General features: G+C 59.3%; 24 protein-coding genes. 20 read left to right on the forward strand and 4 right to left on the reverse strand.

Going from position 1 to position 23,160, the window contains the following annotated elements; genetic code table 11:
- Positions 1-51 precede the first annotated feature (51 nt).
- Together AC1RP7_RS19310 and AC1RP7_RS19315 are read right to left on the reverse strand one after the other, a co-directional pair.
- Positions 52-1,101: an RHS repeat-associated core domain-containing protein gene (locus AC1RP7_RS19310; protein WP_493181670.1), complete on the reverse strand. Its 1,050-nt coding sequence runs from the start codon at positions 1,099-1,101 to the stop codon at positions 52-54.
- A gap of 204 nt (positions 1,102-1,305) precedes the next feature.
- The gene (locus AC1RP7_RS19315; protein WP_493181671.1) at positions 1,306-2,049 is read right to left on the reverse strand and encodes a transposase; all 744 of its coding nucleotides are present in this window, start codon (positions 2,047-2,049) and stop codon (positions 1,306-1,308) included.
- Between the two features lie 698 nt (positions 2,050-2,747).
- On the opposite strand from AC1RP7_RS19315, the gene flhA reads away from it, so the two are divergent.
- The 15 genes from flhA to AC1RP7_RS19390 all read left to right on the forward strand — a co-directional run bounded on the left by flhA (position 2,748) and on the right by AC1RP7_RS19390 (position 18,088).
- Entirely contained in the window at positions 2,748-4,877 is a 2,130-nt protein-coding gene (gene flhA / locus AC1RP7_RS19320) for a flagellar biosynthesis protein FlhA (protein WP_493181673.1), read from the forward strand.
- 11 nt (positions 4,878-4,888) lie between these two features.
- A complete protein-coding gene (gene flhF / locus AC1RP7_RS19325) occupies positions 4,889-6,217 on the forward strand; it encodes a flagellar biosynthesis GTPase FlhF (RefSeq protein WP_090453847.1) in 1,329 nt (442 codons plus the stop codon).
- Positions 6,218-6,333: 116 nt separating this feature from the next.
- Positions 6,334-7,164 carry a flagellar synthesis regulator FleN gene (gene fleN, locus AC1RP7_RS19330; RefSeq protein WP_008001746.1) on the forward strand — a complete coding sequence of 277 codons (831 nt, stop codon included), beginning with the start codon at positions 6,334-6,336 and terminating at the stop codon, positions 7,162-7,164.
- On the forward strand, positions 7,161-7,901 hold the full coding sequence (gene fliA, locus AC1RP7_RS19335; RefSeq protein WP_057715873.1) for an RNA polymerase sigma factor FliA: 741 nt from the start codon (positions 7,161-7,163) through the stop codon (positions 7,899-7,901). The genes fleN and fliA overlap by 4 nt, the downstream gene beginning before the upstream one ends.
- A gap of 168 nt (positions 7,902-8,069) precedes the next feature.
- Complete coding sequence (locus tag AC1RP7_RS19340) at positions 8,070-8,441, forward strand: chemotaxis response regulator CheY (protein WP_003183998.1); 372 nt, start codon at positions 8,070-8,072, stop codon at positions 8,439-8,441.
- A 21-nt stretch (positions 8,442-8,462) separates the two neighbouring features.
- The gene (locus AC1RP7_RS19345) at positions 8,463-9,251 is read left to right on the forward strand and encodes a protein phosphatase CheZ (protein WP_008052267.1); all 789 of its coding nucleotides are present in this window, start codon (positions 8,463-8,465) and stop codon (positions 9,249-9,251) included.
- Positions 9,252-9,297: 46 nt separating this feature from the next.
- Entirely contained in the window at positions 9,298-11,562 is a 2,265-nt protein-coding gene (locus tag AC1RP7_RS19350) for a chemotaxis protein CheA (protein WP_493181674.1), read from the forward strand.
- A gap of 48 nt (positions 11,563-11,610) precedes the next feature.
- Positions 11,611-12,735 (forward strand): protein-glutamate methylesterase/protein-glutamine glutaminase, encoded by a 1,125-nt coding sequence (locus AC1RP7_RS19355; RefSeq protein ID WP_493181676.1) that lies wholly within the window; start codon positions 11,611-11,613, stop codon positions 12,733-12,735.
- On the forward strand, positions 12,735-13,475 hold the full coding sequence (locus AC1RP7_RS19360; RefSeq protein ID WP_057715870.1) for a flagellar motor protein: 741 nt from the start codon (positions 12,735-12,737) through the stop codon (positions 13,473-13,475). Before AC1RP7_RS19355 ends, AC1RP7_RS19360 begins: the two co-directional genes overlap by 1 nt.
- A gap of 12 nt (positions 13,476-13,487) precedes the next feature.
- Positions 13,488-14,378, forward strand: coding sequence for a flagellar motor protein MotD (motD, locus tag AC1RP7_RS19365; protein WP_493181677.1), 891 nt, complete (start codon positions 13,488-13,490; stop codon positions 14,376-14,378).
- Positions 14,379-14,421: 43 nt separating this feature from the next.
- Entirely contained in the window at positions 14,422-15,210 is a 789-nt protein-coding gene (locus AC1RP7_RS19370; RefSeq protein WP_008000390.1) for a ParA family protein, read from the forward strand.
- A 126-nt stretch (positions 15,211-15,336) separates the two neighbouring features.
- The gene (locus tag AC1RP7_RS19375) at positions 15,337-16,278 is read left to right on the forward strand and encodes a CheW domain-containing protein (protein ID WP_493181679.1); all 942 of its coding nucleotides are present in this window, start codon (positions 15,337-15,339) and stop codon (positions 16,276-16,278) included.
- 77 nt (positions 16,279-16,355) lie between these two features.
- A complete protein-coding gene (locus tag AC1RP7_RS19380) occupies positions 16,356-16,841 on the forward strand; it encodes a chemotaxis protein CheW (protein WP_007980742.1) in 486 nt (161 codons plus the stop codon).
- The gene (locus AC1RP7_RS19385; protein WP_493181681.1) at positions 16,842-17,237 is read left to right on the forward strand and encodes a DUF2802 domain-containing protein; all 396 of its coding nucleotides are present in this window, start codon (positions 16,842-16,844) and stop codon (positions 17,235-17,237) included.
- A 353-nt stretch (positions 17,238-17,590) separates the two neighbouring features.
- Positions 17,591-18,088, forward strand: a complete 498-nt coding sequence (locus AC1RP7_RS19390; protein ID WP_493181682.1) for a hypothetical protein — start codon at positions 17,591-17,593, stop codon at positions 18,086-18,088.
- A gap of 209 nt (positions 18,089-18,297) precedes the next feature.
- Here AC1RP7_RS19390 and AC1RP7_RS19395 read toward each other — a convergent pair whose 3' ends face one another.
- The gene (locus AC1RP7_RS19395) at positions 18,298-18,633 is read right to left on the reverse strand and encodes an EscU/YscU/HrcU family type III secretion system export apparatus switch protein (RefSeq protein ID WP_493181684.1); all 336 of its coding nucleotides are present in this window, start codon (positions 18,631-18,633) and stop codon (positions 18,298-18,300) included.
- Complete coding sequence (gene fliK / locus AC1RP7_RS19400; RefSeq protein ID WP_493181686.1) at positions 18,630-20,204, reverse strand: flagellar hook-length control protein FliK; 1,575 nt, start codon at positions 20,202-20,204, stop codon at positions 18,630-18,632. The genes AC1RP7_RS19395 and fliK overlap by 4 nt, the downstream gene beginning before the upstream one ends.
- A 199-nt stretch (positions 20,205-20,403) precedes the next feature.
- Between fliK and ccmA the strand changes: the two genes are divergently transcribed.
- The 5 genes from ccmA to ccmE all read left to right on the forward strand — a co-directional run bounded on the left by ccmA (position 20,404) and on the right by ccmE (position 23,158).
- Entirely contained in the window at positions 20,404-21,039 is a 636-nt protein-coding gene (gene ccmA, locus AC1RP7_RS19405) for a cytochrome c biogenesis heme-transporting ATPase CcmA (protein ID WP_493181688.1), read from the forward strand.
- Positions 21,036-21,704: a heme exporter protein CcmB gene (ccmB, locus tag AC1RP7_RS19410; protein WP_007983326.1), complete on the forward strand. Its 669-nt coding sequence runs from the start codon at positions 21,036-21,038 to the stop codon at positions 21,702-21,704. The genes ccmA and ccmB overlap by 4 nt, the downstream gene beginning before the upstream one ends.
- A gap of 73 nt (positions 21,705-21,777) precedes the next feature.
- The gene (locus AC1RP7_RS19415) at positions 21,778-22,533 is read left to right on the forward strand and encodes a heme ABC transporter permease (protein ID WP_102669713.1); all 756 of its coding nucleotides are present in this window, start codon (positions 21,778-21,780) and stop codon (positions 22,531-22,533) included.
- The gene (gene ccmD, locus AC1RP7_RS19420; protein WP_057715863.1) at positions 22,530-22,706 is read left to right on the forward strand and encodes a heme exporter protein CcmD; all 177 of its coding nucleotides are present in this window, start codon (positions 22,530-22,532) and stop codon (positions 22,704-22,706) included. Before AC1RP7_RS19415 ends, ccmD begins: the two co-directional genes overlap by 4 nt.
- Positions 22,703-23,158, forward strand: coding sequence for a cytochrome c maturation protein CcmE (gene ccmE / locus AC1RP7_RS19425; RefSeq protein WP_008052305.1), 456 nt, complete (start codon positions 22,703-22,705; stop codon positions 23,156-23,158). Before ccmD ends, ccmE begins: the two co-directional genes overlap by 4 nt.
- The last annotated feature ends 2 nt before the right edge of the window (positions 23,159-23,160 follow it).

A 23,160-nucleotide genomic window follows, 5' to 3' on the forward strand; every position in this document is an offset into this window, starting at 1 on the left:
TTCCCTTTATGTTTGGTTCCTTTTATATTTGTATTTTTGGGTTGGACATTTTTAAATCAAGTTGTGCCCGTTTTCCCTGTATCTGTTTGCTGTTCTAAGTGCCCTGGCGGTGTTCAGAGAGGCGCCTGCAACTTCCCCTCGTATTGCTTCGACTAATGTCTGTCTCTCAGCTTCTTGACGACTGATTGGATTTCCCACAGCCCTCAGGAATGAGGCTCTGGCCTCTGCTGCATTGCCCAGATTTACAATATCTATAGTGTAGTGAACATCTGTAAGGTCATTGCGGAAGTGGAGGGGGAGATCGTTAGTAAATGGAGATCTTGTTATTTTTGAGTAGCTAAGTTCCTTCAGGGTTGGATTTAGAATTGTATATTTTAGCTTTTTATCATTGAGGGGGGTAACTAGTAGTTTGTCATCTACTACGGCTTTTATAAAGCGTCCCCCTGCACCAGTGTTGGTAACTTTGGTTGAGGTGAGTATTCTTCTTGGGGGTGTGCTAATTATTGTTGTTGTGGTTGATGTTGTTGTGATAATTTCGTTGATTAAAGATGGTGTCGTCTTAATAAAAAAATGGCCATTAGGGTCGCGTCGAGTTATTGGATTGCCGCCACAATAAGTATATAAATTATACCCGCCTTTGTTAAATGGACTAAAACTATCCGGGCTGATAAATCTCATCAATACCGGACTGAACGCCCGATACCCATTCCCTAACAAATACCACCCGGTCACCATATCCGGCCGCTCACCGTTGAAACCAAGCAGGCAGAGTAACCCGTTCCCGGCAGGGCGATGCCCATAGGGTGTATAGGCGATGGGGCGTCGTGGCTGATTGGTGTTGAGCGTGTGCAACACCGAACGCTGCTGATCGGCGGCCAGAAGTGTGGTGTCGGATGATCCGCCTTCGCTCAACTGTTGCGCCAGCAGTTGATCATCGTGCTGGAACACCGAATACCGGTTCGCGCCTTGGATCTCGGTGGCCAGCCGGCTTTTGCAGTAAAAGCGCTGGTGCTTAGGCTCGTTCGGCAGTTCGCTGCTCGTCAGGCGGTCGAGGGCATCGTAGCGGTAGTGGCAGAGCAGGGTTTCGTGTTGGTTTGCCATGTATGGACGCCTCGAAAGGTCGAAGGGCTTGAGCCGAGTATCAGCGGTTTTGCGAGGGGTGGGTACTAGCAGAACTGATAGGTTCGCGGGTTTAAGGTCGTGCGATTCACGGACGGAAGATCAAAAGTAAAAAGGGGACAGATTTAAAAGTAAAAAGGGGACAGATTTATTTGCGCAAAAAAGGGGGCAGATTTATTTGCGAATTTATTTACGGGTTAAGACGGGCGCGGGTTTTTCTTCGGTTATTTCATTTGCATGAATTTTTGCGGGTCTGCCTCGCCCTCGACCTATTACACGAAGCCCTGTGATGTGCTCTATTTCGTCTTCAAAACGGCGGGTTCCGGTCAGTTGCCCACGTTGGAGGGCATTTCTTATGAGCTCCAGTTCTCCGCTCGACGCAGTCTGATCTACAAATTCTTTATAGCGAATGCGACGAACGAACTCTGTTGGTCCTAGTGCATTAAAGCATGGGTCGATGTCCAGCCAATTTGTTTCTGCGGGTTCCAGCAAGCGAAGACGGAAACTTGACCATGGATAATCCTCTGCATGCGACACAATACGCGCTCTCACTGGATTCAGTTCGATGTACCGGCTGCACGCGAGCAAGTAGGTGTCAGATTGAACGAGGCTGGACTTGTAGCGGCTTTCCCATAATGTGCCTGAACGACCCTCTAACTTGTTTCTGTAACGAGTCATGCGGGCTGCAAGGGCTTTCATCATTTGTCCAAGGCTGGACGCAGTGTCACCAGGCGCAAGCAAAAGATGGACATGGTTGGTCATCAAGCAGTAGGCATAAACGCGCACACCAAAGGCGTCTTTTAGCTCGCGCAGGTCTGAGAGGTAGTACTCAAAATCACCTTCATTCGCGAAAACAACCTGTCGATTGTGGCCTCGCTGTACGACATGGTGAGGGTAGTTGGGCAGTACAACGCGTCCTATTCTGGGCATACATTTTCCTACGTCCTTGTAGTGATGAGGAAAGCGTAGAGGAAGGGGGTAATTTTGTTCCGGTTTGTTTTAATTAAATTTGTCATTTGTTCTGCGTAAATCCCGAAAATATATCTGTCCCCTTTCGCGCCATCTTCCTACGTCCTGGTAGTGATGAGGAAAGCGTAGAGGGGGGGTGATTTTGTTCCGGTTTGTTGTAATTAAATTTGTCATTTGTTCTGCGTAAATCCCAAAAATATATCTGTCCCCTTTTTTGTCCCCTTTTTTAGAAGTTGGCTGATCAGGCGATCCAGAGGGTCATAGCTGTAGCGGCAACGCAGGATGGGTTGTGTGGATTCCATAGGGGCTGCTCCAGATTCTCAAAGGGAGGGCGATTGAGTATCGGTCGATCAGTCGCAGGTGGGTACTAGCAGAACTGATAGGTTCGGCAGTCTGCGCGACTTATGGCTAACCATGAACACTGAAAATACCGTGGGAGCGAGCCTGCTCGCGAAAGCGGAGGGTCGGTCAACATGGATATTTGCTGTGCTGACGCCATCGCGAGCAGGCTCGCTCCCACAGGGATCCGTGTCAGTCACAGAGGCCCGTGCCATGCGCTCAATTCCTTTCCCGGCAAAAAGTTGGAAAGCTTCTTGCAGTAGCCGCTCTGCGCTCGCTTCAGGCGTCAAAAGTTTGCTTTAAAGGAACGGGGAAAACCGGTGGATCGCTCTCAGTTATTCAACACTGCTCGCACAAACGTTGCCGATTTGAGTCGCGGCAATCTGGGCGTGCCGCTGTTGCTGCTGGTCATGCTGGCGATGATGATGTTGCCGGTGCCGCCGTTCCTGCTGGACGTGTTCTTCACCTTCAACATTGCCCTGTCCATCGTCGTGCTGCTGGTGTGCGTCTACGCCCTGCGCCCGCTGGATTTCGCGGTGTTTCCGACCATTCTGCTGGTGGCAACGTTACTTCGCCTGGCGTTGAACGTGGCCTCCACGCGGGTGGTGATGCTCCACGGTCAGGACGGTCATGCCGCCGCCGGCAAGGTGATCCAGGCCTTCGGCGAGGTGGTGATCGGCGGTAACTACGTGGTCGGTATCGTGGTCTTCGCGATTTTGATGATCATCAACTTCGTCGTGGTGACCAAGGGCGCGGGGCGGATTTCCGAGGTGAGCGCGCGTTTCACCCTCGATGCGATGCCCGGCAAGCAAATGGCGATCGACGCCGACCTCAACGCCGGCCTGATCGATCAGGCCCAGGCCAAGGCCCGTCGTTCGGAAGTGGCCCAGGAAGCCGAGTTCTACGGTTCCATGGACGGTGCCAGCAAATTCGTCCGCGGTGACGCCATCGCCGGCCTGTTGATCCTGTTCATCAACCTGATCGGCGGCATGGCGGTCGGTATCTTCCAACACGGCATGACCTTCGGCGACGCCGGCAAGGTGTATGCGCTGCTGACCATCGGTGACGGTTTGGTGGCGCAATTGCCATCACTGTTGTTATCGACAGCAGCGGCAATCATGGTGACCCGTGCGTCCGGTTCGGAGGACATGGGCAAGCAAATCAATCGCCAGATGTTCGCTTCGCCCAAGGCGCTGGCGGTGGCAGCCGGTTTGATGGCGGTCATGGGCCTGGTGCCCGGCATGCCGCACTTCTCGTTCCTGAGCATGGCGGCCCTGGCGGCCGGTGGCGCTTACCTGTTCTGGAAAAAGCAGAACGTCGCCAATGTTCACGCCCTGCAAGAGGTCAAGCGCCAGCAGGAGTTGCTGCCGTCGCCGGCCCGCGCACAGGAAACCAAGGAGCTTGGCTGGGATGACGTGACACCGATCGACATGATCGGCCTGGAGGTGGGTTATCGCCTGATTCCGCTGGTGGACCGCAACCAGGGCGGGCAGTTGCTGGCGCGGATCAAGGGCGTGCGCAAGAAGCTGTCCCAGGATCTGGGCTTCCTGATGCCCACGGTGCATATCCGCGACAACCTCGACCTGGCGCCGAGTGCCTATCGCCTGACCCTCATGGGAGTGATCCTGGCCGAAGCGGAGATTTACCCGGATCGCGAGCTGGCGATCAACCCGGGGCAGGTCTACGGCACGCTCAACGGCATTACCGCCAAAGATCCGGCTTTCGGCCTGGAGGCGGTCTGGATCGAAATCAGCCAGCGCGCCCAGGCGCAATCCCTCGGTTATACGGTGGTCGATGCCAGTACAGTAGTGGCTACTCACTTGAACCAGATACTCTACAAGCATTCCAGTGAGCTGATCGGTCACGAAGAAGTGCAGCAACTCATGCAATTGCTGGCCAAAAGCTCGCCGAAACTGGCCGAGGAGCTGGTGCCGGGCGTGGTTTCGCTGTCGCAGTTGCTCAAGGTGTTGCAAGCGCTGTTGGCCGAACAGGTGCCTGTTCGCGATATCCGCAGTATTGCCGAGGCGATCGCCAACAATGCCGCCAAGAGTCAAGATACCGCCGCGCTGGTGGCTGCCGTGCGGGTTGGCGTATCCCGCGCAATCGTCCAAAGCATTGTAGGTACTGAGTCGGAGCTGCCAGTTATCACGCTGGAGCCAAGGTTGGAACAGATATTGCTCAATAGTCTGCAAAAGGCAGGACAAGGCTCGGAAGAGGGCGTTCTGCTGGAGCCAAGCATGGCTGAGAAGCTGCAACGTTCGTTGATCGACGCGGCGCAGCGTCAGGAGATGCAAGGTCAGCCGGTGATTCTGCTGGTGGCCGGTCCGGTTCGCGCGATGCTCTCGCGATTTGGCCGGCTCGCAGTCCCGGGTTTGCATGTGTTGGCTTACCAGGAAATCCCTGACAACAAGCAAGTGACCATCGTTGCGACAGTAGGGCCCAACGGCTGAGGTAGTGGTTTATGCAAGTTAAGCGTTTTTTCGCCGCCGATATGCGTCAGGCCATGAAGCTGGTTCGCGATGAGCTGGGCGCTGATGCCGCCATCATTGGCAACCGCCGGATCGCCGGGGGGGTCGAACTGACAGCTGCGCTGGATTACAAGTTGTCGGCGCTGGCGCCGCGGGTTCCGAACATGGAACTCGAAGACGAATTGCGCAAGACTCAGTCGCGGATCGTCACCGCCCAGGCCGAATTGAGCCTGCGTGGCGATGGCGAGAGCGACAATGCAACCAATCGCCAACTGTTCGCCGGATTGCCGTTGACTGCCGCCGAGCCTCTGATCGAGCCGACCTACGCCGAACCCCGTCGCCCCGCGCCGGCCGCTGCGCCAGCGTCCGGTGGCGTGGACCCGCGCGCGTTCGACTCGATGCGTTTCGAGCTCAACAGCCTGCGCGAACTCATGGAAGTACAACTCGGCTCCCTGGCCTGGAATCAGCTGCAAGGCAGCCGTCCGGACCAGGCCAACCTCTGGCGTCGCCTGCAACGTATCGGCCTGTCTGGCCCGCTGTCGCGCGACCTGCTGGCAATGATCACCGAAATCGAAGAGCCTCGTCAGGCCTGGCGTATGTTGCTGGCGCACCTGGCGCGCATGATCGTTACTCCGGACGTCGAGCCGCTGGAAGAGGGCGGAGTGATCGCCATGGTCGGCCCTGCCGGCATGGGCAAGACCACCACCCTGGCCAAGCTGGCCGCCCGTTACGTACTCAAGTACGGCGCGCAGAACATTGCGCTGGTGAGCATGGACAGCTTCCGCATCGGCGCCCAGGAACAGCTCAAGACCCTGGGGCGCATTCTCAATGTGTCGGTGACCCACGTCGATCCCGGCCAGTCCCTGGTGCAGGCCCTGGAGCCGTTGCTGCGCAAACGCGTGGTGCTGATCGATACCGCGGGCCTGCAGGCCAGCGATCCGGCGCTGCGCATGCAGCTCGAAAGCCTGGCCGGTCGCGGCATCAAATCAAAAAATTATCTGGTCCTGGCAACCACCAGCCAGAAACAGGTTCTAACGGCCGCGTATCACAGTTACAAGCGCTGCGGGCTCTCCGGCTGCATTCTGACTAAACTGGACGAAACGGCTAGTCTGGGTGAGGTGTTGAGCCTTGCCATCAGCCATGAACTGCCGGTGGCTTACCTGACCGATGGCCCGCGGATCCCGGATGATTTGCATCTGCCGCGCCGTCATCAATTGGTCAGCCGCGCCGTGAGCGTGCAAATGCAGGAAGAACCCAGCGAAGAAGCCATGGCTGACATGTTCGCTGACATCTACCACAGCCCGACCAAGCAGGTTGGCTGAGGTAATAATGAACAGTTTTTGTACCTACATCGATGGTCTGCCATGCATTGTTCCGTTTGTGAACGCGCAGCCAGTAATGTGGCCTCCGTCTATGCAAGACAAGGTAAAGAAATAACATGGGCAGCATGCATCCCGTACAGGTGATCGCGGTGACCGGCGGCAAAGGTGGCGTCGGGAAAACTAATGTGTCAGTGAACTTGTCCCTGGCTTTGGCCGAACTTGGCCGGCGCGTCATGCTGTTGGACGCCGACCTGGGACTGGCGAACGTCGACGTTCTGCTGGGCCTGACACCCAAACGTACCCTGGCCGACGTGATCGAGGGCCGCTGCGAACTGCGCGATGTATTGCTGCAGGGACCAGGCGGCATCCGTATCGTTCCGGCCGCATCCGGCACTCAGAGCATGGTGCATCTGAGCCCCGCGCAACACGCCGGCCTGATCCAGGCCTTCAGTGATATCGGCGATAACCTCGACGTACTGGTGATCGACACCGCTGCGGGCATTGGTGACTCGGTAGTCAGTTTCGTCCGCGCAGCCCAGGAAGTGCTGCTGGTGGTGTGCGACGAGCCGACCTCGATCACCGATGCCTACGCCTTGATCAAGTTGCTCAATCGCGACTACGGCATGAACCGCTTCCGCGTCCTGGCCAACATGGCCCAGAGCCCGCAGGAAGGACGCAACCTGTTCGCCAAGTTGACCAAGGTCACGGATCGCTTCCTCGACGTCGCCCTGCAATACGTCGGTGCGGTGCCTTACGACGAAAGCGTGCGCAAGGCCGTGCAGAAGCAGCGCGCCGTCTACGAGGCCTTCCCGCGTTCCAAGTGCTCGCTGGCGTTCAAGGCCATCGCGCAGAAGGTTGATACCTGGCCGCTGCCTGCCAACCCGCGCGGGCACCTGGAGTTTTTCGTCGAGCGCCTCGTGCAGCAGACAGCAGGACCTGTTCTATGACAGCCAGCGGCTACAACCTCTACAAGAAGTCGGCACGTGATGCGCAGTACGAGCTGATCGAGCGTTACGCGCCGCTGGTTAAACGCATTGCCTACCACTTGCTGGCGCGTTTACCGGCCAGTGTCCAGGTCGAAGACCTGATCCAGGCCGGGATGATTGGCCTGCTTGAAGTGTCGACCAAATATGACGCCGGCAAAGGCGCCAGTTTCGAGACGTACGCGGGCATACGAATCCGCGGCGCCATGCTCGATGAAGTGCGCAAGGGGGACTGGGCGCCACGTTCGGTCCACCGCAATACGCGCATGGTCAGCGATGCCATTCGCTCGATTGAAGCTAAAACCGGCCGTGACGCTAAAGATCACGAAGTTGCGGCCGAACTCCAATTGAGTCTCGACGATTACTACGGGATTTTGAACGACACCCTGGGCAGCCGGCTGTTCAGTTTCGACGACCTGTTGCAGGACGGCGAACACGAAGGGCTGCACGAGGATGGCGCGAGTGCTCATGTCGAGCCGTCGCGCGACCTGGAGGATGAGCGCTTCCAGGCTGCGCTGGCGGATGCGATTGCCAATTTGCCGGAGCGTGAGCGACTGGTGTTGGCGCTGTACTACGACGAAGAGTTGAATCTCAAGGAAATCGGTGAGGTCCTGGGGGTCAGCGAATCGCGGGTCAGCCAGTTACACAGCCAGTGCGCGGCCCGTTTGCGGGGGCGTTTGGGGGAGTGGCGAGCGCGCTGAAGGCAGTGTGGGGGACACTGCGAACGAGGCTGGTGTGGTGTTGAACTGCGCCGGTCGCGATCTGTTGTGCTCCAGACAGTCATTGAGTGCTTTGCCGGATTGATTGAAATGGCGTGTCCAGGTGCTGGGCGCGTTTAAGACTGCTTGGAGGTCGAATTGGACAAGAACATGAAAATCCTCATCGTTGATGACTTCTCAACGATGCGGCGGATCATCAAGAACCTGCTGCGTGACCTTGGGTTCACCAACACCGTCGAGGCCGACGATGGCACTACCGCCATCCCGGTGCTCAACAGCGGAAGCATCGACTTTCTGGTAACGGACTGGAACATGCCTGGCATGACCGGTATCGATCTGCTGCGCCACGTGCGTGCCGATGAAAAGCTCAAGCACCTGCCGGTGCTGATGGTGACCGCTGAAGCCAAGCGCGAACAGATCATCGAAGCGGCCCAGGCCGGCGTTAACGGCTATGTGGTCAAGCCCTTCACGGCCCAGGCGTTGAAAGAAAAAATCGAGAAGATTTTCGAACGCATCGGTTGATGAGTGCGCCACGGGGGAGCTATGGGCAATAACGAAACTTCATTGGGCGATTTTGAATCGACCCTGAAAAAACACGCCGTCGAATTGGTCGAGAGCCTTGAAAAAGGCAAGTTCGGCGACGCGGTGCAATTGATCCATGAGCTCAACCAGACCCGTGACCGCGGCCTGTATCAGGAAGTGGGCAAGCTCACCCGCGAACTGCATAGCGCGATCGTCAATTTCCAGATTGACCCGCACATGCCGCAGGCCGAAGAAGTGTCGCAGATCACCGACGCCACCGAGCGCCTGGGGTATGTGGTCAAGCTGACCGAGGCTGCGGCCAACCGCACCATGGATCTGGTGGAAAGTGCCACACCACTGGTCAATGGCCTGGCCGATGAAGCCAAGGTGTTGAGCGCGGACTGGGGGCGCTTCATGCGTCGCGAAGTCGGCGCCGAAGAGTTTCGTGAACTGGCCCGGCGGGTCGACGGGTTCCTGACGCGCAGCGGCACGGACAATCGCGCGGTGTCGGGCAACCTGAACGACATCCTGCTCGCCCAGGATTACCAGGACCTCACAGGCCAGGTGATCAAGCGTGTGACCCAGTTGGTCACCGAAGTTGAAAGCAACCTGCTCAAGCTCGTGCTGATGGCCAGTCAGGTGGACCGCTTTGCGGGCATCGAACATGACCGTGAAGCGATGCTTGCTGAAAAAGATCCACAAAAACATCTCTCTCAGGGTGAAGGTCCGCAGATTCATGCCGATAAAAGAGAAGACGTTGTGTCCGGTCAGGACGATGTGGACGATTTGCTATCCAGCCTAGGGTTTTAGAATTTTAGGCATTTTAGGTTTTTAGACCTTTAGGAGCACCCCCTTAATGAGCTTCGGCGCCGATGAAGAGATCCTTCAGGATTTCCTGGTTGAGGCCGGCGAGATTCTAGAGCAACTGTCCGAGCAACTGGTCGAGCTGGAAAGCCGCCCGGATGATGCGGATTTGCTCAATGCAATTTTTCGCGGTTTTCACACTGTAAAAGGGGGCGCCGGCTTCCTCCAGCTCAACGAGCTGGTGGAGTGCTGCCACATCGCCGAGAATGTGTTCGACATCCTGCGCAAGGGTGAGCGTCGCGTCGACTCGGAACTGATGGACGTGGTTCTCGAAGCGCTGGACGCGGTGAACAGCATGTTCAGCGAAGTCCGCGAACGCAGCCCGATCACGGCCGCGACACCGGAACTGCTCGCGGCACTGGCCCGTCTGGCCGAGCCGCAATCGGCTGACGAGGCGGCTGCCGCACCTGTCGTCGCCGTGGTCGAAGCGCCTGTGGCTGAAAGCGAGTCGGGCGATATCACCGACAATGAATTCGAACAACTGCTGGACTCGCTGAACGCCGTCAAGGCCCAGGCCGAGGCCCCGGCGGCTGTTCCAGCGCCTGCCGGCAATGCCGCTGGCAGCGACGAAATCACCGATGCCGAGTTCGAGTCGTTGCTCGATCAACTGCACGGTAAAGGCCAGTTCGCCGTTGACGCGGTGGTCCAGGCACCGGCTGCGCCAGAAGCCCCGAAAGCGGCTGGCGACAGTTCCGATATTACTGACGACGAATTCGAAGCACTGCTCGACCAGCTGCACGGCAAGGGTAATTTTGCTGTCGAGGCGCTGGAGTCGGCCATTGCTTCTGTGCCTGCACCCGCGGCACCAAGCGCGGTGGCGGCCGGCAGCGATCTGATTTCCGATCACGAGTTCGAAGCGCTGCTCGACGAATTGCACGGCAAAGGCAAGTTCACTGAGGTGGGCGCGACGGTTGGAACGGAAACCGGCGCCAACGCCTCGGTGGCGGCACCTGCCGCCAAGGCAGCCGCGCCGAAACCGTTGGCCAGGGCCCCCGAGCCAAAAGCCGAAGCGCCGGCCCCGGCAACTGCTGCACCGGCATCGTCCCGTGCCCCGGCCGCGCCACCGGCGGAAAAGCCGGCGAGCGAAGCCGAGACCACCGTACGTGTCGATACCGCGCGTCTGGACGAGATCATGAACATGGTCGGCGAGTTGGTGCTGGTGCGTAACCGCCTGGTCCGCCTGGGCCTCAACAGCGGCGACGAAGCCATGTCCAAGGCCGTGTCGAACCTCGACGTGGTCACCGCCGACTTGCAAACCGCGGTCATGAAGACCCGGATGCAACCGATCAAGAAAGTCTTCGGGCGCTTCCCGCGCCTGGTTCGCGACCTGGCTCGCCAGCTCAAGAAAGAGATCAACCTGGAACTGGTCGGCGAAGAAACCGACCTCGACAAGAACCTCGTCGAGGCCCTGGCCGACCCGCTGGTCCACTTGGTGCGCAACGCGGTTGACCACGGCATCGAGTCGCCGGAAGAACGTGAAGCCTCGGGCAAGGCCCGGGGTGGCAAGGTGATCCTGGCGGCGGAGCAGGAAGGCGACCACATCCTGCTGTCGATCTCCGACGACGGCAAGGGCATGGACCCGAACGTGCTGCGTTCCATCGCGGTAAAACGCGGTGTGATGGACAAGGATGCCGCCGATCGCCTGAGCGACACCGAATGCTACAACCTGATTTTCGCCCCGGGTTTCTCGACCAAGACCGAGATTTCCGACGTATCGGGTCGTGGCGTGGGCATGGACGTGGTGAAAACCAAGATTTCCCAGCTCAACGGCTCGATCAACATCTACTCGGCCAAGGGCCAGGGTTCGAAGATCGTCATCAAGGTGCCGCTGACCCTGGCGATCATGCCGACGCTGATGGTCATGCTCGGTAACCAGGCGTTCGCGTTCCCGCTGGTGAACGTCAACGAGATCTTCCACCTCGACCTGTCGACCACCAACGTCGTGGACGGCCAGGAAGTGGTGATCGTGCGGGACAAGGCGCTGCCATTGTTCTATCTCAAACGCTGGCTGGTCAGCTCCGCCGCTCACGAAGAGCAGCGCGAGGGCCATGTGGTGATCCTTTCGGTGGGCACGCAGAGGATCGGCTTTGTCGTCGATCAACTGGTGGGCCAGGAAGAAGTAGTCATCAAGCCATTGGGCAAAATGCTCCAGGGAACCCCGGGCATGTCCGGCGCCACCATCACCGGTGACGGCCGCATCGCGCTGATTCTCGATGTTCCGAGCATGCTCAAGCGTTACGCCACACGGCGTATTTGATTCTGGTGGAGCGAGGCGCCTGGCCTCGCTCCATCTAATGGAGTGTTTATGGCAGTCAAAGTCCTGGTGGTGGACGATTCGGGGTTTTTCCGCCGCCGCGTCTCGGAAATTCTTTCAGCGGATTCCAATATCCAGGTCGTCGGCACGGCGACCAACGGCAAAGAGGCGATTGATCAGGCACTGGCCCTCAAGCCGGATGTGATCACCATGGACTACGAGATGCCGATGATGGACGGCATCACCGCCGTGCGGCACATCATGCAACGCTGCCCGACCCCGGTCCTGATGTTCTCCTCGCTGACCCACGAAGGCGCCCGGGTCACCCTCGATGCGCTGGATGCCGGCGCGGTGGACTTCCTGCCGAAGAATTTCGAAGACATCTCGCGCAACCCCGAGAAGGTCAAGCAACTGTTGTGCGAGAAGATCCTGAGCATCTCGCGCAGCAATCGTCGCGTCAGCACTTACAGCGCTCCGGCCCCTGTGGCCGCACCTGCTCCAACAGCTGCGCCTTCGAGCGTCGGTAGTTACGGCAGCAGCGCGCCCGTGCGTCCGGCACCGATCCCTGCGCGTACGCATGCGGGCACTGCGTCGTCGCCCGCGCCGAAACGCAAAGCCTTCAAACTGGTGGCCATCGGTACGTCCACCGGCGGCCCGGTCGCCCTGCAGCGAGTGTTGACCCAATTGCCGGCCAACTTCCCGGCCCCGATCGTGCTGGTTCAACACATGCCGGCGGCCTTCACCAAGGCCTTCGCCGAACGCCTGGACAAGCTCTGCCGCATCAGCGTCAAGGAAGCCGAGGATGGCGATATCCTGCGTCCGGGCCTGGCGCTGCTGGCGCCGGGTGGCAAGCAGATGATGATCGACGGCCGCGGCGCGGTGAAAATCCTCCCGGGTGACGAACGTCTCAATTACAAGCCGTGCGTGGACATCACCTTCGGTTCGGCAGCCAAGACCTACGGTGACAAAGTTCTGGCGGTGGTCCTGACCGGCATGGGCGCCGACGGCCGCGAAGGCGCGCGCCTGCTCAAGCAGGGCGGCAGTTCGATCTGGGCCCAGGACGAAGCCAGTTGCGTGATCTACGGCATGCCGATGGCCATCGTCAAAGCCGAGCTTGCCGACGCGGTGTACAGCCTGGACGACATTGGCAAGCACCTGGTCGAGGCCTGTATCTGATGGATGTTTTAAGCCTGATTGGCATCATCATGGCCTTTGTCGCGATCATCGGCGGCAACTACCTTGAAGGCGGTCACCTCGGCGCCCTGGCCAACGGCCCGGCAGCGCTGATCGTGCTCGGCGGCACCATTGGCGCCGCGCTACTGCAATCGCCGATGAGTGCCTTCAAGCGTGCCATGCAGATCCTCGCCTGGATCCTGTTCCCGCCCCGTGTCGATCTGGCCGGTGGCATCGACCGCGTGGTGAACTGGAGCCTGACCGCCCGCAAGGAAGGCCTGCTGGGCCTTGAAGGCATCGCCGATGCCGAGCCCGACAACTACGCACGCAAAGGCCTGCAACTGCTGGTTGACGGCGCCGAGCCGGAAGCGATCCGCAGCATTCTGGAAGTGGACTTCTACACCCAGGAAAGCCGCGACATCGAAGCGGCCAAAGTCTTCGAAAGCATGGGCGGTTACGCGCCGACCATCGGCATCATCGGTGCGGTCATGGGCCTGATTCATGTCATGGGCAACCTCGCTGATCCATCGCAACTGGGCAGCGGTATTGCCGTGGCGTTCGTCGCCACTATCTACGGCGTGGCCAGTGCCAACCTGGTGCTGCTGCCGATTGCCGCCAAACTCAAATCCATCGCGTTGCGCCAGTCGCGTTATCGCGAAATGTTGCTGGAAGGGCTCCTGTCGATCGCGGAAGGTGAAAACCCACGCTCCATTGAGTTGAAGCTTCAGGGCTTCATGGATTAAGGGAATAAGCTCATGGCCCGTCGTCGACATCAGGAAGAACACGTTAACCACGAGCGCTGGCTGGTGTCCTACGCGGACTTCATCACCTTGCTGTTCGCCTTTTTCGTGGTGATGTACTCCATCTCGTCGATCAACGAAGGCAAGTACAAGGTCATTTCCGAGGCATTGATCGGGGTCTTTACCGACTCCGACCGTTCGCTCAAGCCGATCCCCATCGGTGACGAGCGGCCGAAGACCGTGACCCCGGCCAAGCCGCTGGTAAAGGACAGTGACCAGGTCGATGCCGGTATTGCCGGCGCCAGCGATCCACTCAAAAGCATCGCCGACGACATCAGCGCGGCGTTCGGTGACCTGATCAGCTCCAACCAGATGACCGTGCGCGGCAACGAGTTGTGGGTCGAGATCGAGCTCAATTCCAGCCTGCTGTTCGGCAGTGGCGACGCCATGCCCAGCGACATCGCGTTCAACATCATCGACAAGGTCGCGGCGATCCTGAAGCCGTTCGACAACCCGATCCATGTCGAAGGTTTCACTGATGATCAGCCGATCCGCACCGCGCAGTACCCGACCAACTGGGAGCTGTCCTCGGCCCGCTCGGCCAGCATCGTGCGCATGCTGGCGATGCAGGGGGTGAACCCCGGTCGCCTGGCTTCGGTGGGCTACGGCGAGTTTCAGCCGGTGGCCAACAACGCCACCGCTGAAGGCCGCGCCCGCAACCGTCGCGTGGTGCTGGTGGTGTCGCGCAACCTCGATGTTCGCCGCAGCCTGACCGGCACCGGAACCGCCCATGCGCAACCGGATGCCGCATTGAAGCGTGCTGGCACACAAACTGCACCGACCCTGGTCAAGTCGCCGGTACGAGAGAACGCCGTCAATTCTCCGTCACCCGCATTAACACGTTGAGCTATTTCTCGGTCGATCCGTTCGGCCGGGAGGAACAATCCGAATGAGAGTCTGGGCAGTCGCCAATCAAAAGGGTGGTGTCGGTAAAACCACTTCCTCCATCGCTTTAGCCGGTTTACTGGCGGAGGCGGGCAAGCGCGTGGTCGTGGTCGATCTCGACCCCCACGGCTCCATGACCAGCTACTTCGGCTACGATCCCGACGCCCTGGAGCACAGCAGCTACGATTTGTTCCTGCACAAAGGCAACGTGCCCCAAGGCCTGCCGGGTCAACTGCTGCTGTCGACCAGTGACGAACGCATCTCCCTGTTGCCCTCCAGCACCGCACTGGCCACCCTTGAGCGCCAGTCGCCGGGGCAGAGCGGTTTGGGCCTGGTGATTGCCAAGAGCCTGGCGCAACTGTGGCAGGACTTCGATTACGCCGTGATCGACAGCCCGCCATTGCTCGGCGTGCTGATGGTCAATGCCTTGGCGGCGAGCCAGCAACTGGTGATCCCGGTGCAGACCGAGCATCTGGCGGTCAAAGGCCTTGAGCGCATGGTCAACACCCTGGCGATGATCAATCGCTCTCGCAAACAGGCGCTGCCCTTCACCATCGTGCCGACCCTGTTTGACCGCCGCACCCAGGCGTCCCTCGGAACGTTGCGCGTGCTGCGCGACAAATTCCCCGACGAAATCTGGCAAGGCTATATCCCGGTGGACACGCGCCTGCGCGATGCCAGCCGCGCCGGTCTTACGCCTTCGCAATTCGACGGCAAGAGCCGTGGCGTTCTCGCTTACCGTGCGTTGCTCAAGCATCTGCTGGCGGCGCAACTTGTGCCGCAGGTGGCATGAGATGAAACCAATCCCTGTAGGAGCGAGCTTGCTCGCGATGGACGACAACGATTACGTGCGCTGTCTGGATGATCGCGTTTCCCGACAGTTTTTCGCGAGCAAGCTCGCTCCTGCAGGGGGGCAGCCATGAACCGGCCGTTTAAGACCACCTCGCGCCCGCAACTGGCGCTTCAGTCTTATCTGGACAGCTTGCTGCAGGACATCACCGAGGAATTTGCGCCACAAATCGAAGCGCCTCCCCGGGTGGTCGAGGTTGAAGCGGCGCTGGACGAATTCCAGGCGGCAGTGCTCGAAGAACAGGCCCACGATGCGCAGAAAATTGTGGTTGCTCCCGCTCCTGTGGTCACGCCGGTAGCGAAGGCTCCAGTAGCTGTGGTCGAAGCACCGACACCCATGCTGGCGCCGGTATCGACCATCGCACCGTTGCTCCAGGCGTTGGTGCCGCCGGCCGTCGAGGTGCAGCCAGCACCGGAGCCAGCTGTTGTCGAAGTGCCTCAGGCACTGGTGCCGCCAGTCGTCGAAGTTCATCTGCCGCCAAGCAATACGCCGCCACCGGTGGAAACCGACGGTCGTCCGTCCTGGGCTGCCGAACCCTTCGAATGCCTGCTGTTCGATGTCGCCGGCTTGACCCTGGCGGTGCCGCTGGTGTGCCTGGGGTCGATTTACTCCCTGGCCGGTCACGAGTTGACCCCATTGTTCGGCCAGCCCGAATGGTTCCTGGGCATCCTGCCGAGCCAGGCCGGCAATCTCAAGGTGCTCGATACCGCGCGTTGGGTCATGCCCGACCGTTACCGCGACGATTTCAAGCAAGGTCTGCAATACGTGATTTCGGTGCAAGGCTACGAGTGGGGGCTGGCAGTGCATCAGGTCAGCCGCTCGTTGCGTCTGAACCCGAATGAAATCAAATGGAGAAGTCACCGAGGTCAGCGGCCATGGCTCGCCGGCACGGTAATAGAACACATGTGCGCCTTGCTCGATGTCGCCTCACTGGCCGAGTTGATCGCCAGCGGCGGAGCCCGGCACATGTCCAGCGGCAAGCCGGGCCACAAACCGACATCAGTCAAATAAACAAAACAGGCGACGTCACATCTGATGATGTTGCACAGAACACACACCGCCAGGGCGGTTTCTTGAGGGGGCAGGGTATGAATGACAAGGCAACGGCGGCAAAAGGTTCCGAAGATCCGATCCTGCAATGGGTCACCTTCAAGCTGGACAACGAGACCTACGGCATCAACGTGATGCGCGTCCAGGAAGTCCTGCGTTACACCGAAATCGCCCCGGTCCCGGGTGCCCCGAGCTACGTGCTGGGCATCATCAACCTGCGCGGCAACGTCGTGACCGTGATCGACACCCGCCAGCGCTTCGGCCTGATGAATGCCGAGATCAGCGACAACACCCGTATCGTCATCATCGAAGCCGACAAGCAGGTGGTCGGGATCATGGTCGACAGCGTGGCCGAAGTGGTTTACCTGCGTCAGTCGGAAATCGAAACCGCGCCGAACGTGGGTAACGAAGAGTCCGCCAAGTTCATTCAAGGCGTATGCAACAAGAACAACGAATTGCTCATCCTGGTCGAGCTCGACAAGATGATGAGCGAAGAAGAATGGTCGGAACTGGAGAGTATCTGATTGATTCTCGAGGTTGCGGTCATTGTCCTGTTCCTGTTTTGGGCAGGCACGCTGGCAATGTTCCTGGCGTACATTCGCGGTCAAAAGCAGATCGCCGCGCAACAGGCCCAGGGTGATGCGCTGCGCGATCAGCGCATCAAGGACCTGGCCAGGCGCGTCGAGGATTACCAGAACGGCAATGTGCGCATGGGCGAGGACCTGTATGAACTGCGGGCGATCGTTGCGCCCTTGCCGGACAAACTCGCCCAGCTGGAACAACGCGACCCCTCAAGCCTGTCGTTCGCCCAGGCGGCGCGACTGGTCGGGATGGGCGCCAGCGTCAACGAACTGACCCAGTCCTGCGGCTTGACCCAGGCTGAGGCGGAGTTGATGAGCAAGTTGCACAAGAACAGCTAGAAATCTGTAGGAGCGAGCTTGCTCGCGATGGTCGTCAACGATGACGCGGGCTTCCTGGAGAAACGCGGCGCTCATACCTCCATCGCGAGCAAGCTCGCTCCTACAGTGGTTCCATGTCGGACACAGAACATGTGTTCACCGCAGATCATCTGTGGGAACGAGCTTGCTCGCGATGGCGTACTTGAATGCGCAGCTATCATCCCCGCGATACGACGCATCCCCCTTCATCCTCAGATAGGTATTACGCCGTCGTAGTCTCCTGCCTATAGCACTCTCAGATTCCACCGTCTTGTGATCGCAACTAGCGATCAGTAGTTTGATCCGCTCAAACATATACAGTGCCAAGAAGGCTTATGATCGACATTTTGCGCGGTACACCGCTGTGGGTTTATGCGGTTTTTTTTATTCTGAGTTACTACGGTGTCATCTCCTGTTTCAGGAGCCATGTATCGAAAAGGTCATTGCAGATATCCCCCGTGATATTCGTGGCTTTGTCCCTCGCATCGCTCAATCCCTCCCAGGAAGTTGCAATCCAGCTTTCAGCCTATGCGCCGGGATTACTGGCGGGGTGGTTGCTGGCACTGCGTTTTTTCTCGTACAACAATGTGCGGTGCGAGGGGGAGCATCTGGTTCTACCCGGCACGATCAAGGTGCTGATTGTGTATTGGGGCTTTTTTGCCTGGCGTTACTACAGCGGTTACCAGGCGGCCATGTATCCGGAACTGGCCAATGAAATGTCGGCGGTCGCAGGGGCGGCGCTGGGGGCTGGCCTCATCAATGGTTTGATTGTCGGTCGCAGTCTCAAACTTTTGCGTTTTTTCAAGTTTGAACACGTGACGCCACGGAGTTGATGAGCAAGCTTCACAAGAACTGACAGCCTGTAGGAGTGAGCTTGCTCGCGATGGACGTTAACGATGACGCGGGCTTCCTGGAGAAACGCGGCGCTCATGCCTCCATCGCGAGCAAGCTCGCTCCTACAATGGTTCTATGTCGGACACAGAACATGAGTTCACCTGTGGGAGCGAGCCTGCTCGCGATGGCGTACTCGCAAACTCAATAATCATCCCCGCGCTCGGTAATATCCTTCTCGACCATCCTTCTCGACCATCAGCGCATCCGTATCCTGCCCCGCCGGAAACTTCCCCTTCAAACTCCACGCAAACGCAATGATCTCGGCAATCGTCAGATAGAGTTCCTGCGGAATGCTGTCCCCCAGTTCCATGCGCGCCAACAGTCTTACCAGTTCGGCGTTTTCGTAGATCGGCACTTCGCAGTCGCGGGCAATGCGCAGGATTTCTTCCGCCAGCTCTTCGTCGCCCTTGGCGGTGAGGGTGGGGGCGTGGGTGCCGTCGTACTTGAGGGCGATGGCCTGGCGTGGGGTGTTGGGGTTGTTCATGCGGTTTCGTCCACCCAGCGTTGTTCGAGGCGGGTTTGCGGGCCTTGGGGCGGTGTACCGAGGTGGCAATCGAGGTCGCCGACGTTCAGACCGACGGACAGCAGGCGATCACGCAGCTCGGCCAAATTGCTTTCGATCAGGCTGGCGGTGTATGGCCGCTCGGCCCAGAGCTGGCCGCAGAGGCTGCCCTTGATCAGTTGCGCCTGGATTTGCAGCGGCCCCAAAGGCTCCATGGCGAAGGCCAGCTCCACACGCCACAGCTGTTGCTTGGGTTCGTGTTCTTCGCGACGTTCCTTTGGCTGTTGTTTTTCGGGGGCGTCTTCGCGCTGGAACTTGACCTGCAAGGGCACGATGTCCTGCATATTGCGCATCGGGATTTCCAGCTGCCAGGTGCTCATCAGCCGTCCGTCGGCGGTTACGCCGGTCTGTTCCAGGCTCGACAGTTGATGGCTTTGCAGGCGTGAAACCGCGGCGGCGGCCAGGCGAAGCAGGTGTTCGAGGTCGTTTTCACCGTCGGCGCCTTTTAACAGACGTTCGGGCAGCGGGAAACCGGTCGGCGACGGCTTGGCACTGACCTGACCGAGCATGCCCAGGGCATTGCGGACAAAATTCGGCATGGCCTGGGCCAGGGTATTGGCGGCGATGATCGCGCCGAGGCTGGTGTTGGCCGGCAAGCCCTGACTCAACTGCGCAACCAGTTTGAGCAAATCGCCTTTCATGTCCGGCGCGAGCGTCGGGTTTTGCCCGGTCAGCAGTTTGCTTTCGAGAAACATGCCGCTACTGGCCAGGGCCTGGGCCAGGCCCTTGGGGGTGCTCAACTGTTGAACATCCGGCAAGCCGGCGAGCAAACGGGCAGCAGCGCTGCGCAATTCAACGGATGTCTGGTCCGAGGGCGGAAGGTTCTGCAGGCGCTTGAGCAAGCTATCCAGCGAGCCCTGGCGGCTTTGCTGGTCGACCAGTTGCTGGGTCACCGCCAGTTGTTCCTGTCGGCTGCTCAGGGGCACGAACTTCACGGTCTGAGCGTCCTGCACCTGTGCGCTCAACAAGGTGCCGATGCGCAAGGGTTGCGGGCTGTCGATGCTCAGTGTGCTGCCGCTCAGTGCGGTGTTGAGCAGGCCCACCATCGAGCGAAACACCATGGGCTGGCCGGGCACCTGGGGCAGCACTTGCGAGGTCAGCACTTTGCCCTGCAGCAGGGTGCCAACGGGCAGTTGCGCGGTGTCGAGGCGGATGAGGGTGGCGACGTTGGAAGCAATGGCCTGTTGCACCGTCACGATCAGGCTGCCGGCCGAGGGCTGGGTGACGACCAGCGTGGTGCCCTGGGCCAGCGGTTGATTGCTGGTGGTCTGGACTGTGGTCTGGCGGCCGCTGTCGAGGGTGACCTTGAGCAGCATCTGGAAAGTCTGGTCCGCCTGCTTGAGCGACAACACTTCGGCCTGGGCGGATTGACCGACGCTGATCAGCCCCTCCACCGGCGTCAGCAACTTGAGCAACTCACCGCTGACCACCTGCGGGCGCGAAGTCGCCGGGAGGGTTTGCGGTAGCGGGAGGATGTTCATTTCGCCTGTCATACGCGGTCACAACCTGAGGAAAATGCACTCTTTAGAGTAAGGTATGGCATGTATAATGCCGCGCCGTTGTATCCAATAATGGCGAAAACTTTGCAATTCTTTGACGCAGCTCTCTAGAACAAGACGCCATTGCATCTATGCTGCATCTCTTTAACGGCCGCGCCAGAGCCGACTTGAACCGTATAAGGCCCGTGATCCCTTGACCAGTCCTGTCCTGCAAACCGTTGCCCTTGCCTGTGAGCGAGACCTTCGGCTGCTCTTCGAAAATCTCGATTTGAGACTGGCCAGTGGCGAAATGATGCAAATCAGTGGCCCCAACGGCAGCGGCAAGACCAGCCTGTTGCGCCTGCTCTCCGGGCTGATGCATCCGACCGCCGGTCAAGTGCTGCTCAACGGCCAGCCGCTGAATGAACAACGCGGTGAGCTGGCGCGCAATCTGCTGTGGATCGGCCATGCGGCGGGAATCAAGGATCTGCTGACACCGGAAGAGAACCTGAGTTGGCTCTGCGCCCTGCATCAACCGGCCTCCCGTGAGGCGATCTGGCAAGCCTTGGCGGCGGTCGGATTGCGCGGATTCGAAGATGTTCCCTGCCACACTCTGTCCGCTGGGCAGCGGCGTCGCGTTGCACTGGCGCGTTTGTATCTGGACAGCCCGCCGTTGTGGATTCTCGATGAGCCGTTCACCGCTCTCGACAAGCAAGGCGTGGCGCAACTCGAAGAACACCTGGCCGGCCACTGCGAACGTGGCGGCATGGTGGTGTTGACCACCCACCACACGCTGAGCCGGATGCCGGCCGCTTATCGCGACATCGATCTGGGGAATTGGGCCGTATGAGTGTTTTTGGCCTGTTGGTCGCCCGTGAGGCCCGTCTGCTGTTTCGCCGTCCCGCGGAGCTGGCCAATCCGCTGGTGTTTTTCGCCATCGTCGTTTCCTTGTTCCCGTTGGCGGTCGGACCCGAGTCTCAATTGTTGCAAACCTTGTCTCCGGGGTTGGTCTGGGTCGCGGCACTTTTATCGGTTCTGCTCTCGCTGGACGGGCTTTTCCGCAGTGATTTCGAAGACGGATCCCTTGAGCAGTGGGTCCTTTCGCCGCACCCCCTGCCTCTTCTGGTTTTGGCCAAAGTGCTGGCACACTGGGCTTTTTCCGGTCTGGCACTGGTTTTGCTCGCACCCTTGCTGGCGCTGATGCTCGGTTTGCCTGCCGCCTGTCTGCCGGTGTTGCTGCTTTCGTTGCTGCTCGGTACACCGGTACTGAGCCTGCTCGGTGCGGTGGGTGCGGCGCTGACAGTAGGTTTGAAGCGCGGCGGCCTGTTGCTGGCACTGCTGATTCTGCCGTTGTACATCCCGGTATTGATCCTTGGCAGTGGCGCCTTGCAGGCGGCCTTGCAGGGAATGCCGGCGACCGGTTATCTCCTATGGCTTGGCAGCCTGACCGCCTTGGCGATAACCCTGACACCTTTTGCAATAGCCGCTGGCTTGAAGATCAGCGTCGGCGAATAATGAGGTCTGGTCAAAAATTGATCAGTAAAGGCCCTGGCTCTTCACAGTAAAGAGCAACCGTGATGGAAACAGTATGAACTGGACGTGGTTTCACAAGCTTGGCTCGCCCAAATGGTTTTACGGCATCAGCGGCAAAATGCTGCCCTGGCTGAGCGTCGCGGCGTTGCTGCTGATCGGCGTTGGCGTGGTCTGGGGCCTGGCCTTCGCGCCGCCGGACTACCAGCAGGGCAACAGCTTCCGCATCATCTATATCCACGTTCCGGCCGCCATGCTGGCGCAGTCCATCTACGTGATGCTGGCCGTGTGCGGCATCGTCGGCCTTGTGTGGAAGATGAAACTGGCCGACGTCGCCCTGCAATGCGCGGCACCCATCGGCGCCTGGATGACCGCCGTGGCGCTGGTCACCGGGGCGATCTGGGGCAAGCCGACCTGGGGCTCGTGGTGGGTCTGGGATGCACGCCTTACGTCCATGCTTATCCTGCTGTTCCTGTACTTCGGTCTCATTGCATTGGGCAACGCCATCAGCAATCGTGACAGCGCGGCCAAGGCCTGTGCGGTGCTGGCGATCGTTGGTGTGATCAACATCCCGATCATCAAGTACTCGGTGGAGTGGTGGAACACCCTGCACCAGGGCGCGACCTTCACCCTCACCGAAAAACCGGCGATGCCAGCCGAGATGTGGCTGCCACTGCTGCTGACGGCGCTGGGTTTCTACTGTTTCTTCGGCGCGGTCCTGCTGCTGCGCATGCGTCTTGAAGTGCTCAAGCGCGAAGCCCGGGCCAGTTGGGTCAAAACCGAAGTCGAAAACAGCCTGGAGGTCGCTCGATGAGTTTTGCTTCATTCGGCGACTTCGTCGCCATGGGTCATCATGGCCTGTATGTCTGGTCAGCCTATGGCATCTGCCTGGCGGTATTGGCCCTCAACGTGGCGGCGCCGATCCTGGCCCGCAAGCGGTATCTGCAACAAGAGGCGCGCCGTCTGCGCCGGGAGAATGGCAAGTGAATCCGCTGCGTAAAAAGCGTCTTATCATCATTCTCGCGATCCTGGTCGGGGTCGGCGCTGCCGTTGGCCTGGCCCTGAGTGCCCTGCAGCAGAACATCAACCTGTTTTACACACCGACCCAGATCGCCAACGGCGAAGCCCCGCAGGACACGCGTATCCGTGCCGGCGGCATGGTCGAAGCCGGTTCCTTGCAGCGCTCCGGCGACTCGCTGGACGTGAAGTTTGTCGTCACCGACTTCAACAAATCCGTGACCATCACTTATCGCGGCATCCTGCCGGACCTGTTCCGCGAAGGGCAGGGCATCGTCGCCTTGGGCAAGCTCAATGCCGATGGTGTGGTGGTGGCCGATGAAGTGCTGGCCAAGCACGATGAAAAGTACATGCCGCCGGAAGTGACCAAGGCGTTGAAAGACAGCGGCCAGTCGGCACCCACTCCCGCGAAAGAGGGCTAACT

The organism is Pseudomonas sp. GW822-FHT01E03 (assembly GCF_058802985.1).